Origin of the sequence: Serratia sp. NGAS9 (assembly GCF_009905295.1) — a bacterium.
Classification (GTDB): Bacteria; Pseudomonadota; Gammaproteobacteria; order Enterobacterales; family Enterobacteriaceae; genus Serratia; species Serratia bockelmannii.
This window is the reverse complement of record NZ_CP047605.1, coordinates 4,923,453-4,940,258: the sequence shown is the minus strand read 5'-3', so window position 1 is coordinate 4,940,258 and position 16,806 is coordinate 4,923,453. Positions and strand designations below refer to the sequence as shown.

Below are 16,806 nucleotides of genomic sequence, written 5' to 3'. Positions count from 1 at the left end.
AGCAAAAGGTAAGGAAATGACAACAACAATGGGTTTTGATAGCAAAGGAAACGCTCGCCGCTCGCCGTGGCGGCTGAACGCGTTGGTCTGCTGCATGGCGCTGGCGGGGTATGCACAGGCGGCGCCGCACGAGGTGAACGGCCAACCCGGCGATCCGGCCAGCTGGCGCAGCGCCGAATTCAACGCCAACTGGGGGCTGGGGGCGATCCACGCCGATGAGGCCTACGCCGCCGGCTACACCGGCAAAGGGCAGAAGGTGGGCATTTTCGACACTCCGGTCAACCGTCATCCCGAGTTCGCCGGTGACGGCAAACTGATCAACGTCGTCACCGAGGGCTACCGCGCCTATACCGATCCACACCGGCCGGGGATTAACGCCGGCGATCGTTTTTACTTCGACGGCACCTTCCACTTCTACAGCGGTTCGCAGGGCATGCTGAGCAATCACGGGGTGCACGTCGCGGGGATCAGCGCGGCGAACCGCGACGGCATCGGCATGCACGGCGTGGCCTTCGATTCGCAGGTGATTAGCGTCGATAACGATAACGACGGCCCGGCCTACGGCGAATTCCTCGGCCTGGACGGCGCCGTCACCAATACCGGCTGGCAGGCGATGATCAACAGCGGTGCGCGGGTGATCAACAACAGCTGGGGCGTCAGTATTCCCGATTTCCTGTCCGACGGCGGCCGTGATCCTAACGCGCTGCACTTTGAGCTGAAGGATGCGCAGGAACAATTCGATCAGGTCAAACCGCTGCTCGGCAGCCTGGCCGGCGCAGGCTATCAGGGCGCGATCGATGCGGCGCGCAAAAACATTCTGGTGCTGTTCGCCGCCGGCAACGACGGCAACTACAACCAGCCGGATGTGATCAGCGGGCTGGCCTACTTCGTGCCGGACATCGCGCCGAACTGGCTGTCGGTCGCCAGCGTGGCGCAGGATGCGGCATCGACCAACAGCGTGCCTTACACCATCAGCAGCTTCTCTTCCCGCTGCGGCTATACTGCCAGCTTCTGCGTCTCGTCGCCGGGCAGCAAAATCTACAGCACCGTGGCCAACGGTTCCGATCCGGCCAATCTGGTGTCGGACTACGGCAATAAAAACGGCACCTCGATGGCGACCCCGCACGTGACCGGCGCGGTGGCGGTGTTGCTGCAGCGCTTCCCGTACATGAACTCGGCGCAGATTGCCGACGTGCTGAAAACCACTGCCACCGACATGGGCGCGCCGGGCATCGACGCGCTCTACGGCTGGGGGATGATCAACCTGGGCAAGGCCATCAACGGCCCGGGCATGTTCTATACCGTCGAAGATATTCCTGCGGAGTTCCGCATCCCGGATCCGACGGGCGTGGCCTACGGCCCGACCCAGTTTGTCGCCAATATTCCGGGGAGGGGCGCCGAGGTGGATGCCGGCACGCTACACGCCAGGAAATGTGATGATGTCCACTGTGGATGGGAAATCTACTCCAACAACATTTCCGGTCACGGCGGCCTGACCAAAGAGGGCGCGGGAATCCTGGAACTGACCGGTGCCAACACCTATGCCGGCCCGACGCTGGTCAATCAGGGTCGGCTGGCGATCAACGGCTCGGTCACCTCGGCCGTCAGCGTGCAGAGCGGCGGCATCGTCGGCGGCAGCGGCACAGTCGGTTCGCTGACCGCCCGCCGCGGCGGCACCGTGGCGCCGGGCAACTCGATCGGCACCCTGAACGTGGCGGGTAACGTCAGCTTCGAAACGGGCTCGCGCTACGCGGTGGAAGTGGGGCCGAACGGCCAGAGCGATCGGATCCAGAGCAGCGGAGCGGCGACGATCGGCGGCGGTGAGGTGGCGGTGACGCTGGAGAACAGCGCCAACCTGCTGACGCAAAGCGAGGTGCGCAGCCTGCTGGGCCAGCAGTACACCATCCTGAGCGCGCAGCAGGGGGTGAGCGGGCAGTTTGACGCGGTGGCGCCGAACTACCTGTTCCTTGGCACCGGGCTGAGCTACCAGCCGACCGGGGTGACGCTGAGCGTCGGGCGCAACGGCACGAGCTTCGCCAGCGTGGCGCAGACCTCGAACGAGCGGGCGGTGGCGGCGGCGGCGGATGCGCTGGCGGCGGGCAACCCGGTGTACGAGAGCCTGCTCAACAGCGGCACGGCGGGCGAAGCGCGGCAGGCGTTCCGTCAGCTGTCGGGGCAAATCCATGCGGATATCGCCTCGGCGCTGGTGAACGACAGCCGCTACCTGCGTGAGGCGCTGAACGGGCGTCTGCGTCAGGCGGAAGGGCTGGCGAGCTCGTCGGCCATCAAGGCGGACGAGGACGGCGCCTGGGCGCAGCTGCTGGGGGCATGGGACCACGCGTCGGGCGACGCCAACGCCACCGGCTATCAGGCCTCGACCTACGGGGTGCTGGTGGGGCTGGACTCGGCGGTTGCGGGCGACGGGCGACTGGGGGTGGCGACCGGCTACACCCGCACCTCGCTGCACGGCGGTTACGGGTCGAAGGCGGACAGCGACAACTACCACCTGGCGGCGTACGGCGACAAGCAGTTCGGGGCGCTGGCGCTGCGCGGCGGGGCGGGCTACACCTGGCACCGCATCGACACCAAGCGGTCGGTGAACTACGGGATGCAGTCGGACCGTGACACGGCGAAGTACAGCGCGCGCACCGAACAGCTGTTCGCGGAAGCGGGCTACGGCGTGCAGGGTGAATGGCTGAACCTGGAGCCGTTCGTCAACCTGGCGTACGTGAACTTCGAAAACAACGGCATCGCGGAAAGCGGCGGCGCGGCGGCACTGCGCGGCGACAAGCAGCATACCGACGCGACGGTGTCGACGCTGGGGCTGCGTGCAGACACCGCGTGGCAGGTGAGCCCGGGCACGACGGTGGCGCTGCGCAGCGAACTGGGGTGGCAGCACCAGTACGGTGGGCTGGGCCGTGGCACCGGGCTGCGGTTCAACGGCGGCAACGCGCCGTTCGTGGTGGACAGCGTGCCGGTGTCGCGTGACGGCATGGTGTTGAAGGCAGGGGCGGAAGTGGCGGTGAACGAGAATGCCACGCTGTCGCTGGGCTACGGCGGACTGCTGTCGCAAAACCATCAGGACAACAGCGTCAACGCCGGCTTCACCTGGCGCTTCTGACCTTCAACGGTCATCACAATGACAACGGAGCCGGCATGCCGGCTCCGTTTTTATTTGCGGCTGCGGGGTGAGTCCGTATGATGGCGCGGCGCCAGGGCAATAAAAAACCGGGACCCTGACGGATCCCGGCTCAAAAGTGGGTAAAACAGATTAGCGCTAAAGGCTCAAGCCCCGTTTTGCTTGTGCAGTCCGAGCGATGTGATCATCGTCTCAGTAGCGGCAACGGAACAAATTTTCCCTGGTGTTACTATGGTTATTATTAAAAAACGTGCTGGTGTTATTTTTTATAGTGTATTGCTGTATGTCTCTTTTGATACCATGTTTGACGATGCAACATGGTATGTCAAGCAACGTTTTTAACGCATAATTGCATCAGATGCTAGTTTTAGATGTGGCTTTTTCAGCGGAAATAATCAAAACGACTGATAAATCAGTAAAAAAAATCGAAGGAACAAATGGATAACAATCACCAAAAATTCGATTCACAGTCGATTGCCAATCGGGTCAGGGAGCTGTTTTTACATTACGGGATTGGAAAACGTCAGCATGCCCGCGAGCTCAGCCGCATCTTGGATCTGAGTTTTTCACATGCGCACCGCAAACTGAAAGGGCAAAGCCCCTGGACGCTGGAACAGATCAACAGCGTCGCGGCCGCGCTCGGAGAAACGCCGGCGGCGATCGCCGATTTGAGCGCCGAACACGAGACTCCCGAGCCAAACATGGCGCGCGATGCCATCTTTGTCGTGGCGGGGGTGGCGATACCTTGCGTCGGGCACATCGGCGACGAGCTTCCTGCCGGGCGGCCGGCGGAATTTGTGGCGCTGCGCGTGGAAGGGCAGTGGCATATCTATCGCACCGATGAGGCGCCGGCAGGCCCGCGTTACGGCGTCGATCTGATCGAAATCCGGCCCGGCTTCGGCGACGACGAGCGGCTGAGCATCGCGGTATTGGACGATTCGCATCAGGCGGCCGATGAACTGGCCAAGTATCTGGGTGGCTGCGGGTTCAACGCGGTGGCGTTTTACGACGTCGACAGTTTCTGTCAGGCGTTGCAGCAAAGCCTGTTCGACGGTTACGTGGTGGACTGGTTGATCGGTGAGGAAACGGCGGATCGCTGTATCGCTACCATCCGCGCCTCCGACAATCCGGACGCGCCGGTACTGGTGCTGACCGGTGAACTGGGCACCGACCGACGCGAATCGGAAATCGCTCAGGCGATGCGCGAGTACGACGTGCTCGGCCCTTATGAAAAACCGGTGCGGCTCCATGTGATCGAAGCCGCACTGCAACGCTGTTTTAATCTTTAGCGGGGAACACCTCGGCCAGCGCGCTCGACAGCGCATCCAGTCGAACCGGCTTCATCAGGTAGTTATCGAACAGGGCGCGCTGATCCGCCGTTAACTGCTCCGGCGTGTAGGCGCTGATGCCGATGATCGGCACATGGCGGTTGGGGCCGCGACGGTTGCGCAGCTGCCTGGCCAGAGCAGCGCCGTCGATGCCCGGCATCTGCAAATCCAGCAACAGCGCATCGTAAGGACGTCTGAGCAGCTTCTGCAGTGCGCGTTCCGGCGAGTCGCACAGTTCGTGCTGGTAACCCAGCTTGTCCAGCAGCGCCGCAAAGGCGTCACCCACCGACTTGTTGTCATCCACCACCAGAACCTGCTGCGGCTTATGCTGCAGAGAGGCATTGGCAGCGGCGGGCTCGTCGGCACGTTCGTCTTCACTGATCTGCACCGGAATGCTGACGATAAAGGTGCTGCCCTTCTTGATTTCGCTGTACACCGTGATGGTGCCGTTAAGCAACGTCACCAGGCCGTGCACGATCGCCAACCCCATCCCCACGCCGGCGTACTGCTTGGTATGCGACTGATCCAACTGGGTAAAGGGCTTGAAGATCTGATCGAGCTGGTCTTTTTCGATACCGATGCCGGTGTCAGTCACTTCGATAATCAACGAACTGCCGCCCGGTTGGCGGCGCAGGCAGCTGTGCAGCGTAATGCTGCCGCTTTCGGTGTACTTGTAGGCGTTGGTCAGCAGGTTGACGATAATCTGCCGGATGCGCAGCGGATCGGAGTGCACCAGCAGGTGGCTGCATTCCACTTCACAGCTGAGTTTGACCTGTTCTTTGCGGGTCAGGGTGGCGATTTCGTTGGCGGTCTCCGCGATCAGCTTCTGCGCGTCGAACGGTACGATGCGCAATTCCATCATGCCGCTGTCGAGGTGCGCGTAGTCGGTCAGATCTTTCATCTGGCTTTCGATTTGCTGCGCGGCGGTCTCCAGCCGCTGGAAGGTGTCCGCATGCTCTGCCGACACCCGGGTATTCACCAGCACGTCGATGGCCGACATCACGCTCTGCAATGAGGTGCGCAGCTCGTGGCCAATAGCGCCGAGGAAGGCGTTTTTGGTGCGCGTCGCTTTCTCCGCCTCAATCGCCTTGGCCTGTTGGCGAATGGTCAGCCGCTGCTGGCGGAACACGATCAGGGTGATGGCGATCAGCGCGATCACCGAGAACATGACGATCACCAGCCCATAGAAAATAATGTGCCGCTTCTCGATGTAGTCCTCATAGGCGGCGGTGCGCTGCTTCACCTCGGCATGGTCGGTCAGGTTGGCCATTTCGATGGAGTAAGGCTTGATGGCCTTCATGGCCGCGAAAACCTGGTCGAAGTCGATTTTCGGGCTGTCCAGCAGCTTATCGATGCGATCCATCTGCAGGCGCATCTGTTTGACCACTTCCGGATAACCCGGCTCGGCGTACAGCGGCTGGGTCGATTCGGAGACGGTTTCCAGCACGTAAAAACGCGAATAGAGGATTTCGAAGCGCAGCCGCAGGTTGTCGTTGTCCACCTGCGGCGCGTGACTTTGCTGTTCGACCAGCGTGTCGAACTCCGCCAGCTTGATGGAGAACTTGGCGATCGACCAGGAGTAGTTCTCCTGCGTGCCGGCGATGGCATACAGCCCTTTCTTCGACAGGGTGGCGCTGTAGTAATAGAGCGTGACGGTCGAAGCCACTAAAAACAGCGCGGCAAAGATGGCCGGGATCGCCAGCCTGCTGCCGTTCTTAAAGGTCGTCAGCTTCATTTGATCACGATCCTGTCGACTTGCCAGATAAAGCGTGAATTGTACAACGGCGAGTTCAGCTCAGGCCCGGCGGCGTCACGCGGGTACACCAGGAACAGCGGGCCGAAGTTTCTGAGCTTCAGCATTTCCCCGTCCATCTTGTAGGCCAGGATCATGTTGTATTTCGTGACGTCGGACAGCGGCACGTCGATGTAATAATCGTTCAGCGCGTAGAAGGTCAGCGTCTCGCCCTTGGCGCCGACGCGCTCCAGGATATCGGCCACCGAAATCCCTTCAAATTTTCTCTGCGGCGTCCAGGACGTGGAGGTGGTGATGCTGCGCACCGGCATCGCCAACAGTTGTTTATCGGTGAACAGATAGCTTTTGTTGACCGGGTCGGTCACGTTGTCGATCTTGCCCGCCACTTCCAGGGTAAAGCTGAGGGCGCTGCTCTGGGCGATAATCAGGGCCACGCAGGCTATCGCAAGGGTTTTGCATAGTTTGAACAGCATCGGTGTTCTCCAGAGGCGCGGGGAGGTTGTATCAGTCCCGCTAATTTATCAGGCAGAATAATGGCAGAAAAAGCAGGCGGGTGCGAAGGGAATAGTAAACCGCACAAAAAGAACAGGTCTGGGTCGGTCGGCCCGTGCGCGTAACCTTTCCCTTCCGTTTGTCAGCCGTTCCGATGTGCTTTCAACAGCTGGGCCAGCTGCGTCAGGCCTGCCGTTAGCTCGTCCAGTGAGGGGGAACCCAGGCACAGGCGAATGCCCGATTCACTTTCGCCGTCATTGACCATGACCGCGGCCGGCGGCGTGACTTTAACGCCCGCCAACGCGGCGGCGGCGGCCACAGGCTCGGCGGTTTCGCGCGGCATCGGCAGCCAGACATGGTAAGCGTCGGGATGCGATACGCATTCGTCGGCATCGAATATCGAGGTAGCCAGATGCACTCTTCGCTGAGCCTCATGGCGCAACGCTTGCGGTATCGCCTCGATCGCGCCGCTGGACAACCACTCCCCCACCACGGCGCAAGACAGTGGCGAAGGTGCGAAGGGAATATCTTGCAAGGCTTCTTCCGCCGCGGTTTGCATGTCGGGCGGTAGAGTCAGCATACCGATCCGCAACCCCGGGCCGAGCGTTTTCGACAGGCCATTGACATGGAACACCCGCTCGGGTGCCAACGTCGCGAGCGCAGGCACTGCTGAATGCCCTAGGGCATACACGCCATCCTCGATGATCCAGACATTCGCCTGCCGGCATATCTCGACGATAGCCCGCCTGCGCTCGGCGCTCATGGTGGCGGTCGTCGGGTTATGCAGCGTCGGTGTCAGATAGACCGCAATATGGCCGGAGGGGACACGCTCGAGCGCGCTCGCCAGCGCCTGCGGCACCATGCCTTGCGCATCGATCTCCACGCCGATCAGGCGATGGCCTTTACGTCGGGCCAGCGCGATCGCGCCGGGGTAGGTCAGCCTCTCGGTCAGTATCGTCCCGCGTGGCCCGCAGGCCAGGTCAAATGCCAACGAAATCGCCTGACGGGCATTGCTGGTCAGCGCCAGGTGCGACGGTTCGATCGTGACGCCGGCGTTTTCCAGCCAGCGGGCCAACAGACGCCGATGTTCCAAGTGCCCGGTCGGAGGGGAATAGAGGTTCAGATGATCCGCATCCATTTTCCGTGCGATGCCGGCCAGCGTGCGTGCCAGCAAACGGTCAGTCAGCATCGCCGGCGGCGCATTGGACGAGAAATCGATTTCACGTTCTTCACGGGCGCGGCGGATCGCCACGAACATCCCGCGCCCCTTCACGCTGCGGACCAGCCCGCGTCGTTCCAGGATGGCGTAGGCTTTGGTCACCGTGCCCAGACCGATCGCCAATTGCCAGGCGAGGGGGCGGTGTGCCGGCAAACGATCGCCTCCTTGCAGCTTGCCCTCGATAATGTCGTCAGCCAACGCCAGCACCAGCCGTTCGACGGTAGTGGCTTCCACGTTGGCCAGGCGGGGTTGCCAGGGGGATTGAAGCCGCATGGTCGCTCTCCGGAGAAAGAATATAGTGTCACGTGACACTATTTAAATAGGCGAAAAGTGTAACACATACTATGTTGGTGAGGAGTCCCGGCGTTTTCAACAACGGCTCGGCCGTAAGGCGGGCCAGCGGAGTTTTTCCATGATGGTCAGTCAGCTTGCGTTGGTTTACGGCGCCTATCTCCTCGCTACCGCCAGCCCCGGCCCCAGCAACATGGCGATCATGGGCGTGGCGATGCGTGACGGCCGCAGGCCCGCATTGGTGCTGGCCGCCGGCGTGGTGACCGGATCGCTGTGCTGGGCGATGTTGGCCGCGACCGGCCTTTCCGCCGTGTTGGCCACGTATGCGCAAGCGCTGTGGACCATCAAAATCGTTGGCGGCGTGTATATGCTGTATCTGGCGCTGCGCGCCGGAAAGTCCGCGTTACAGACGTCCGCCGCGACGCCGGGCATGGCCGCGGGGCGCGATGCGCGGCCTTATCGGGCGCTTTATCGGCAGGGTGTGCTGATGCATCTCGGCAATCCCAAGGCCATCATGTCCTGGATGGCGATCATGTCGCTGGGATTGCGGCAAGGCGCGCCTGAGCAGGTTTTACCGGCAATTATTGGCGGTTGCGCGCTGCTCGGCGTGACGATTTTCGGGGGGTATGCCCTGCTGTTCTCAACGGCGCCGATGATCGCGTTTTACACCCGGGTGAGGCGCTGGATTGAAGGAACGCTTGCGCTGCTGTTCGCTTTGGCGGGCCTGGAGCTGTTGATATCGCGGGGGTAATGAACGCCCGGCGTTAACCTGAGGAGAGAAGCGATGGTTTTTGGCATGCAGATGGTGGATGTCTTTGGCGCCGGGCCGCTCGCCGGCAATCCGTTGGCGGTGATCACGGGCGCCGAAGCGTTGTCGACGGAGGACATGCAGCGTTTGACGCGTTGGTTCAACCTGTCGGAGACGGCCTTTTTGCTGCCGCCGACGCACCCCCAGGCGGATTACCGGGTGCGGATATTCACCCTGGATCGTGAAATGCCATTTGCCGGACACCCGACGCTGGGCAGTTGTCATGCCTGGCTCACTGCGGAGGGGATGCCGCGCAATAGGGCGGAGATCATCCAGGAATGCGGGGCGGGCTTGGTGAGCATTCGCCGCGAGGCAGGACGGCTGTGTTTTGCCGCGCCGCCGTTGATTCGCTCCGGGGCGCCCTCAGAAGAGACGTTGGCCGACGCGCTGCAGTTTTTAGGTATCGCGCCTGAGGAGGCGCTCGATGCCGCCTGGATCGATAACGGTCCGGGGTGGCTGGGGATCCGGCTGGCCAGCGCTGAGCGGGTACTTTCCCTGACGCCGGCGAGAAGCTGGCCGCGCAGAGTGGACATTGGCGTCGTCGGCCCACATGCCGATGGTGACGCAGCCTTCGAAGTTCGCGCCTTTTTGAGCGATCATCTTGGCGCTATCGTCGAAGATCCGGTCACCGGCAGCCTCAATGCCTCGCTGGCCCAGTGGTTGTTCGCAAGCGGCGTGGTCAGCGGTGGCTATATCGCCGCCCAGGGCCGCTGCCGTGGGCGCAACGGGCGCGTGCATATCACCCACGACGAGAGCGGCCGGATTTGGGTGGGCGGCAATACGCGCACTCAGGTCGAAGGGCGGCTGCAAGGGATTGGCACGGCGTAGAAAGCGTCGCCGCACTGTGTGCGGCTGAACGGAATATCGATTTTCATCCGATAAGGAGTGAGCAGTATGTCTGCAACGGCCATCGATACCTTGAAAATGCTGGTGCGTTACAAAGCCTGGGCGAACGCCTTGACCTTTGACACCGTGATGTCCTTGCCGGCCGGTGAAGCCTTACGGCAGCGGCCGACCCGTTTTGGCAATATGGTGCATACCTTAAATCATGTGTACGTGGTGGACGATATCTTCAGGCACCATCTGCAAGGTCGAAAACATGGCTACCTCGCGCGCAACACCGAGCAAACGCCTGCGCTTGACGACTTGCGGTGTGCGGTGGAGGAAATGGACCGCTGGTATATCGAACAGGTGGACAACTGGTCACCCGAGGCGCTGGCGCAGGTGGTACATTTCGAGTTCGTCGGCGGGGGGGAAGGCCGGATGACGCGCCAGGAAATCGTGCTGCATGTCGTCAACCACGCTACCTATCATCGCGGTTTTGTCGGCGATATGCTCTATCAAGTACCCTTCGCCTCGCCGGCGAACGATTTGCCGGTGTTTCTTCGCGATCATTACCGCCAGGCGCGGTGAGGCGAGCGAGAGAAATAAAAAAGCCAGACGCTTTCGCGCCTGGCCTGTTACGCGCCGAAACTCGGCGAGGTTGCGCCTCAGCGCATGGTGACGAACTCTTCCGCCGCGGTCGGGTGGATCGCCACGGTGTTGTCGAAGTCCTTCTTGGTGGCGCCCATCTTCACTGCCACCGCGAAGCCCTGCAGGATTTCATCCATGCCGAAGCCGATGCCGTGCAGGCCGACGATCTTCTCTTCTTTACCCGCGCACACCAGCTTCATGCGGCACGGCTGGCGGTGCTGCGTCACGGCGCTGTACATGGCGGTGAAGGAGGATTTGTACACCTTCACGTTGTCCGCGCCGAATTTCTCGATGGCTTCCGGCTCGGTCAGGCCGACGGTGCCGATCGGCGGGTGGCTGAATACCACGGTGGCGATGTTGCTGTAATCCAGGTGCTCGTCCGGCTTGTTGTTGAACAGGCGCTCGGACAGGCGGCGGCCGGCGGCCACGGCGACCGGGGTCAGCTCTACCGCGCCGGTGTTGTCGCCCACCGCGTAGATGCCTTTGACGTTGGTGTTCTGGAACTTATCGACGTCAATGTAGCCTTGCTCGTTGGTTTTCACTCCGGTGACGCCGAGGTTCAGGTTGTCGGTCGCCGGTTCGCGGCCGATGGCCCAAATCAGGCAGTCGACGGTGAATGCTTTGCCGTTTTCCAGCTGCAGCGTCAGGCTGCCGTCGGCGTTCTTGACGATCGCTTTCGGCACCGATTCGGTGTGCAGGCTCGGCCCCTCGGTGTTCATTACTTCCACCAGGGTTTCGACGATCATCGGATCGAAGCTGCGCAGCGGCGCGTGCTTGCGCACGAACAGGTGCGTTTCCGCGCCGAGCGCGTTCAGCACGCCGGCGATCTCCACGGCGATATAGCCGGCGCCGACTACGGCGACGCGTTTCGGCATGGCGTCCAGCTCAAAGAAGCCGTCGGAGTCGATGCCGTATTCCGCACCCGGAATAGCCGGATGGCTCGGGCGGCCGCCGGTGGCGATCAGGATGTGGTCGGCGGTGATGGTCTCGCCGTTCACCTCCACGGTGTGCGCATCCACGAAGCGCGCGAAGCCTTTGATCACGTCGACCTTGTTCTTGCCCAGCACGTTATCGTAGGAGTTGTGAATGCGGTCGATATAGGCGGTGCGGTTGGCGACCAGCTTCTTCCAGTCGAAGGCGTTGACGGTGGTGTCGAAGCCGTAGTCCGGGCCGTACTGATGGATGGCCTCGGCGATCTGCGCCGCGTGCCACATGACTTTTTTCGGTACACAACCCACGTTTACACAGGTGCCGCCCAGCTCTTTGGCTTCAATCAGCGCACACTTTTGGCCGTACATGGCTGCCCGGTTGATCGATGCGATACCGCCGCTGCCGCCGCCAATTGCTAGATAATCGTAATGTTTCGTCATCTGGGATTTCCATGAGTTGTGAATTTGAAGAGGGTAAGAGTTTAACGCCTGACCGGGGTTTGTCGCAAAGATTGCGTCGATGGCTGCGATAGGTGGACGCAGGGCGCGGCAAACCGCGCCCTGATGGGGATTATTCCGGTACCACCCAGTTCACCAGATGGTGACCGATGCCCGACGGCACCAGCACCTTGTGCAGCCACGGCAGCACGTTTTTCATCTGCTGTTCCAGCTTCCACGGCGGATTGATGACGATCATGCCGGAGGCGGTCATACCGCGCTGATCGCTGTCGGGTTTCACCGCCAGCTCGATCTGCAGGATGCGGCGAATGCCGGTGGCTTCCAGATCGCGCAGCATGCGTTTGATCTGCTGGCGCATCACCACCGGGTACCACAGCGCATAGGTGCCGGTGGCGAAACGCTTGTAGCCTTCCTGAATGCCTTTGACCACGTCCTGGTAATCGGTCTTCATTTCATACGGCGGGTCCATCAGGATCAGGCCGCGGCGCGACAGGGGCGGCAGCTGGGATTTCAGCTGCTGATAGCCGTCGGCGCGCTGCACTTTGGCGCGTTCGTCTTTCTGGAACTCGCTGCGCAGCAGCGGGTAGTCGCTCGGGTGCAGCTCGGTCAGGTGGATTTTGTCCTGCGGGCGCAGCAGCTGGCGGGCGATCAGCGGCGAACCGGGATAGTAGCGCAGCGTGCCGGAACGGTTGAAGTTGTGCACCACGCTCATGTAGGCCGCCAGCTCTTCCGGCAGATCGTCGCGTTGCCACAGCAAGCCGATGCCTTCCAGGTATTCGCCGGTGCGCTCGGCGTGTTCGCCGCTGAGCTGATAACGGCCCGCGCCCGAGTGGGTATCCAGGTACAGGAACGGCTTCTCTTTTTCCTTCAGCGACTCGATGATCAGGCTCTGAACGGTGTGTTTGAGCACGTCGGCGTGGTTGCCGGCGTGGAAACTGTGGCGATAACTTAACATGACGGGTGGCGGTTCCTTGTGCTCCGCAGACGGAGCATTCAATGCAATAAGGCTTATAATCTGCACAGTATAAACTGTCTGGCCGGGAAAAACCGGACTCCGTTGCCGCAGACGTTAACAGAAAGGGACAGGACGATGAGCAAACAGGCGATTTTGGCGAATTACCCCGACGTGGCGCGCTGGGCGTTCGGCGACGGCCCGGCGTTAGCCGACGAACTGCTGGGATTGGTGCTGAGCGGGGATAAAACCGCCACCTGCAGTTCCTATGCGAGCTATCGTCGGGAACAAACCCCGCGGATCGGCGATTACAGCATCGTTCTCGATGGCCGCGGCGAACCAGCCTGCGTGATCAGGACCCTGGCGCTGCGCCTGGTGCGCTACGACCAGGTGACCGCCGAGATGGCGGCCAAAGAGGGCGAAGGCGACAAAAGCCTGGCGTTTTGGCGCCAGGGGCATCAGGCATTCTTTACCCGCGAGGGGAGCTTTGCGCCGGACATGTGGCTGGTGTTCGAAGAATTCGAACGGGTTGAAACGCTGTGAATCACAAGGAGAAAGGATGAGCTGCATTTTTTGCGACATCGTGGCGGGCAAGGCGCCGTGCCATAAAATCTGGGAAGACGACGACCATCTGGCGTTCCTGTCCATCTTTCCCAACACCGATGGCTTCAGCGTGGTGATCCCCAAGGCGCACCACCCGAGCTACGCCTTTGACCTGCCGGACGAGGTGCTGAGCGCGTTGATGCTGGCGACCAAGCGTGTGGCAAAGCAGCTGGATCGCGCGTTCGACGACGTCGGCCGCTGCGGCATGGTCTTCGAGGGCTACGGCGTTGACCATGTGCATGCCAAACTGATCCCGCTGCACGGCACCGCGTCGCTGGATCAGTGGCGGCCGATCGAATCGACCTCGCCGAAGTTTTTCGAACATTACGAGGGCTACATTTCCTCCCACGACGCCGCGCGCGCCGACGACGAACAGCTGGCGGCGCTGGCTGCCCGCATTCGCCAACGCGCCGTTTAAGGCACGAACGATCAACGCCGGGCATTGATTTTCCTGTTGCCTGGCTCCATGTTAGAGATTCATATGCATTTTAAGGCTCGCCCGTGCGGCGGGCCCCAACGCTAATCAGGACTGCCCTATGACAAATCCGTTGCTGACCCCGTTTTCCCTGCCGCCGTTTTCGGCGATCCGCCCTGAAGATATCGTGCCTGCGGTGCAATCCGCGCTGGCGGACTGCCGCGCCGCGGTAGAGCGCGTGGTCGCGCAGCCGGGGCCGTTCACCTGGGACAATTTGTGTCAGCCGTTGGCGGAGTCGGACGATCGCCTGTCGCGCATCTGGTCGCCGATCGGGCACCTGAACTCGGTGAAAAACAGCCCGGAGCTGCGCGCCGCCTATGAGCAGGCGCTGCCGCTGCTGTCCGAGTACGGCACCTGGGTTGGCCAGCACGAAGGGCTGTACCAGGCCTACCGCAGCCTCAAAGAGGGCGCGGCGTTCGAGACGCTGAGCGTGCCGCAGCGCAAGGCGGTGGACAACGCGCTGCGCGACTTCGAGCTGTCGGGCATCGGCCTGTCGGCGGACAAACAGCAGCGCTACGGCGAGATCGTCGCACGCCTGTCCGAGCTGGGCTCCACCTACAGCAACAACGTGCTCGACGCCACCATGGGCTGGAGCAAACTGATTACCGACGAAGCCGAGCTGAGCGGCCTGCCGGAGAGCGCCCTGGCGCAGGCCCAGGCGATGGCGCAGGCCAAAGAGCAGGACGGCTGGCTGCTGACGCTGGACATGCCGAGCTACCTGCCGGTGCTGACCTACGCCGACAACCGCGCGCTGCGTGAAGAGATGTACCGCGCCTTCGCCACCCGCGCCTCCGATCAGGGGCCGAACGCCGGCAAATGGGACAACAGCGAAGTGATGGCGGAAACGCTGGCGCTGCGCCATGAGCTGGCTCAGCTGCTGGGCTTTGACACCTACGCCGACAAGTCGCTGGCGACCAAGATGGCGGAAAGCCCGGAGCAGGTGATCGGCTTCCTGAGCGATCTGGCCAAGCGCGCCCGCCCGCAGGCCGAGCAGGAGCTGGCACAGCTGCGCGCCTTCGCCAAACAGCACTATGGCGTGGACGAGCTCGACGCCTGGGACATCACCTACTACGGCGAAAAACAGAAGCAACACCTGTTCTCCATCAGCGACGAGCAGCTGCGCCCGTACTTCCCGGAACAGCGTGTGGTGGAAGGGCTGTTCGAAGTGGTGAAACGCATCTACGGCATCACCGCCAAAGAGCGTAAAGACGTGGAGACCTGGCATCCGGACGTGCGCTTCTTCGATCTGTTCGACGCCGACGGCGAGCTGCGCGGCAGTTTCTACCTCGATCTGTACGCCCGCGAAAACAAACGCGGCGGCGCCTGGATGGACGACTGCGTCGGCAGCCTGCGCAAGGCTGACGGCACGCTGCAAAAACCGGTCGCTTACCTGACCTGCAACTTCAACCGTCCGCTGGGCGACCAGCCGGCGCTGTTCACCCATAACGAAGTGACCACGCTGTTCCACGAGTTCGGCCACGGTCTGCACCATATGCTGACGCAGATCGATACCGCCGGCGTCTCAGGCATCAACGGGGTGCCGTGGGATGCGGTCGAACTGCCGAGCCAGTTTATGGAAAACTGGTGCTGGGAGCCGGAAGCGCTGGCGTTTATCTCGGGCCATTACCAGAGCGGCGAGCCGCTGCCGAAGGCCATGCTCGACAAGCTGCTGGCGGCCAAGAATTACCAGGCGGCGCTGTTCATCCTGCGCCAGCTCGAGTTCGGCCTGTTCGATTTCCGCATGCATTTCGAATACAGCCCGGAAAAAGGCGCGCAGATCCTGCCGACGCTGGCGGAAGTGAAGAAAATGGTGGCGGTGGTGCCTTCGCCGAGCTGGGGCCGCTTCCCGCACGCCTTCAGCCACATCTTCGCCGGCGGCTACGCGGCGGGTTACTACAGCTACCTGTGGGCGGAAGTACTGTCGGCCGACGCCTACTCGCGCTTCGAAGAAGAGGGGATTTTCAACGCCGAGACCGGCAAATCCTTCCTCGACAACATCCTGTCGCGCGGCGGGTCGGAAGAGCCGATGACGCTGTTCAAACGCTTCCGTGGCCGCGAGCCGCAGCTGGATGCTATGCTGCGCCATTACGGCATTAAAGGATAACCCGACACGTGAGCGTGTGTTTATTGTGTGAAGCAGGCGCCGATCCCGGCGCCTTGTCTGTTTTGGCGCAGCGCTGGCAGCTGACGTCCGACGACGATGCGCCGATGGCGCTGGTACTGACGCCGGAACGGCTGGAGCTGCGTAAGCGCGACGAGCCGAAGCTCGGCGGGATCTATGCCGACTTCGTCACCGGCACCATGGCGCACCGGCGCCGTTTCGGCGGCGGCCGCGGCGAGGCGGTGGCCAAGGCGGTCGGCATCAAGGGCAGCTACCTGCCGGACGTGGTGGACGCTACTGCCGGGCTGGGGCGCGACGCCTTCGTGCTGGCGGCGCTGGGCTGCCGGGTGCGGATGCTGGAGCGCAATCCGGTGGTGGCGGCGTTGCTGGACGACGGCCTGCAGCGCGGCTATCAGGATGCGGAAATCGGCCCGTGGCTGCGCGAGCGCCTGACGCTGTTGCACGCCTCCAGCCTGACGGCGCTGGCGGATCTCAGCCCGCGCCCCGAGGTGGTGTATCTCGATCCGATGTTCCCGCACAAGCAAAAAAGCGCGCTGGTGAAGAAAGAGATGCGGGTGTTTCAATCGCTGGTGGGCAGCGACGATGACGCCGATGGCCTGCTGGAGCCGGCGCGCCGCCTGGCGACCAAGCGCGTGGTGGTGAAACGCCCGGACTACGCGCCGCCGCTGGCCGACGTGCCGGCGCACGCCGCCACGCTGACCAAAAGCCACCGTTTCGATATCTACATGCCGCTGTAATGTCAGCCGGGCCCGCCGTGTCGGGC

At 62.2% G+C, this 16,806-nt stretch carries 14 protein-coding genes; 9 read left to right on the top strand and 5 right to left on the bottom strand.

Going from position 1 to position 16,806, the window contains the following annotated elements; translation table 11 throughout:
* The first annotated feature begins 28 nt into the window (after positions 1–28).
* Positions 29–3,121 (top strand): autotransporter outer membrane beta-barrel domain-containing protein, encoded by a 3,093-nt coding sequence (locus tag GUC32_RS23420; RefSeq protein ID WP_369435787.1) that lies wholly within the window; start codon positions 29–31, stop codon positions 3,119–3,121.
* Positions 3,122–3,576: 455 nt separating this feature from the next.
* Positions 3,577–4,428, top strand: a complete 852-nt coding sequence (locus tag GUC32_RS23415; RefSeq protein ID WP_025304624.1) for a helix-turn-helix domain-containing protein — start codon at positions 3,577–3,579, stop codon at positions 4,426–4,428.
* On the opposite strand, the gene GUC32_RS23410 is transcribed toward GUC32_RS23415, so the two are convergent.
* The 3 genes from GUC32_RS23410 to GUC32_RS23400 form a co-directional block, all read right to left on the bottom strand.
* Complete coding sequence (locus GUC32_RS23410) at positions 4,418–6,202, bottom strand: ATP-binding protein (RefSeq protein ID WP_025304623.1); 1,785 nt, start codon at positions 6,200–6,202, stop codon at positions 4,418–4,420. The genes GUC32_RS23415 and GUC32_RS23410 overlap by 11 nt on opposite strands.
* Entirely contained in the window at positions 6,199–6,693 is a 495-nt protein-coding gene (locus GUC32_RS23405) for a molybdopterin-dependent oxidoreductase (protein WP_049205620.1), read from the bottom strand. Before GUC32_RS23405 ends, GUC32_RS23410 begins: the two co-directional genes overlap by 4 nt.
* 161 nt (positions 6,694–6,854) lie before the next feature.
* Positions 6,855–8,204, bottom strand: coding sequence for a PLP-dependent aminotransferase family protein (locus GUC32_RS23400; RefSeq protein ID WP_197825328.1), 1,350 nt, complete (start codon positions 8,202–8,204; stop codon positions 6,855–6,857).
* Positions 8,205–8,343: 139 nt separating this feature from the next.
* Here GUC32_RS23400 and GUC32_RS23395 point away from each other — a divergent pair, with 139 nt between their 5' ends.
* The 3 genes from GUC32_RS23395 to GUC32_RS23385 all read left to right on the top strand — a co-directional run bounded on the left by GUC32_RS23395 (position 8,344) and on the right by GUC32_RS23385 (position 10,443).
* Positions 8,344–8,973, top strand: a complete 630-nt coding sequence (locus GUC32_RS23395) for a LysE family translocator (protein ID WP_127146856.1) — start codon at positions 8,344–8,346, stop codon at positions 8,971–8,973.
* 33 nt (positions 8,974–9,006) lie between these two features.
* The gene (locus tag GUC32_RS23390) at positions 9,007–9,858 is read left to right on the top strand and encodes a PhzF family phenazine biosynthesis protein (RefSeq protein WP_127146857.1); all 852 of its coding nucleotides are present in this window, start codon (positions 9,007–9,009) and stop codon (positions 9,856–9,858) included.
* Positions 9,859–9,924: 66 nt separating this feature from the next.
* A complete protein-coding gene (locus tag GUC32_RS23385) occupies positions 9,925–10,443 on the top strand; it encodes a DinB family protein (RefSeq protein ID WP_127146858.1) in 519 nt (172 codons plus the stop codon).
* 77 nt (positions 10,444–10,520) lie between these two features.
* Here the strand turns inward: GUC32_RS23385 and gorA are convergent, their stop codons facing one another.
* Both gorA and GUC32_RS23375 read right to left on the bottom strand, forming a co-directional pair.
* A complete protein-coding gene (gorA, locus tag GUC32_RS23380) occupies positions 10,521–11,873 on the bottom strand; it encodes a glutathione-disulfide reductase (RefSeq protein ID WP_025304617.1) in 1,353 nt (450 codons plus the stop codon).
* A 130-nt stretch (positions 11,874–12,003) separates the two neighbouring features.
* On the bottom strand, positions 12,004–12,846 hold the full coding sequence (locus GUC32_RS23375) for a 23S rRNA (adenine(2030)-N(6))-methyltransferase RlmJ (protein ID WP_004931012.1): 843 nt from the start codon (positions 12,844–12,846) through the stop codon (positions 12,004–12,006).
* A gap of 135 nt (positions 12,847–12,981) precedes the next feature.
* On the opposite strand from GUC32_RS23375, the gene GUC32_RS23370 reads away from it, so the two are divergent.
* From GUC32_RS23370 to rsmJ, 4 genes are all read left to right on the top strand, one after another.
* Positions 12,982–13,386: an ASCH domain-containing protein gene (locus tag GUC32_RS23370; RefSeq protein ID WP_369435462.1), complete on the top strand. Its 405-nt coding sequence runs from the start codon at positions 12,982–12,984 to the stop codon at positions 13,384–13,386.
* Positions 13,387–13,402: 16 nt separating this feature from the next.
* On the top strand, positions 13,403–13,864 hold the full coding sequence (locus GUC32_RS23365) for an HIT family protein (RefSeq protein ID WP_049209146.1): 462 nt from the start codon (positions 13,403–13,405) through the stop codon (positions 13,862–13,864).
* Between the two features lie 118 nt (positions 13,865–13,982).
* Positions 13,983–16,025 carry an oligopeptidase A gene (prlC, locus tag GUC32_RS23360; RefSeq protein ID WP_025304614.1) on the top strand — a complete coding sequence of 681 codons (2,043 nt, stop codon included), beginning with the start codon at positions 13,983–13,985 and terminating at the stop codon, positions 16,023–16,025.
* A gap of 8 nt (positions 16,026–16,033) precedes the next feature.
* Positions 16,034–16,780 (top strand): 16S rRNA (guanine(1516)-N(2))-methyltransferase RsmJ, encoded by a 747-nt coding sequence (gene rsmJ / locus GUC32_RS23355; protein WP_369435461.1) that lies wholly within the window; start codon positions 16,034–16,036, stop codon positions 16,778–16,780.
* Positions 16,781–16,806: the final 26 nt, after the last annotated feature.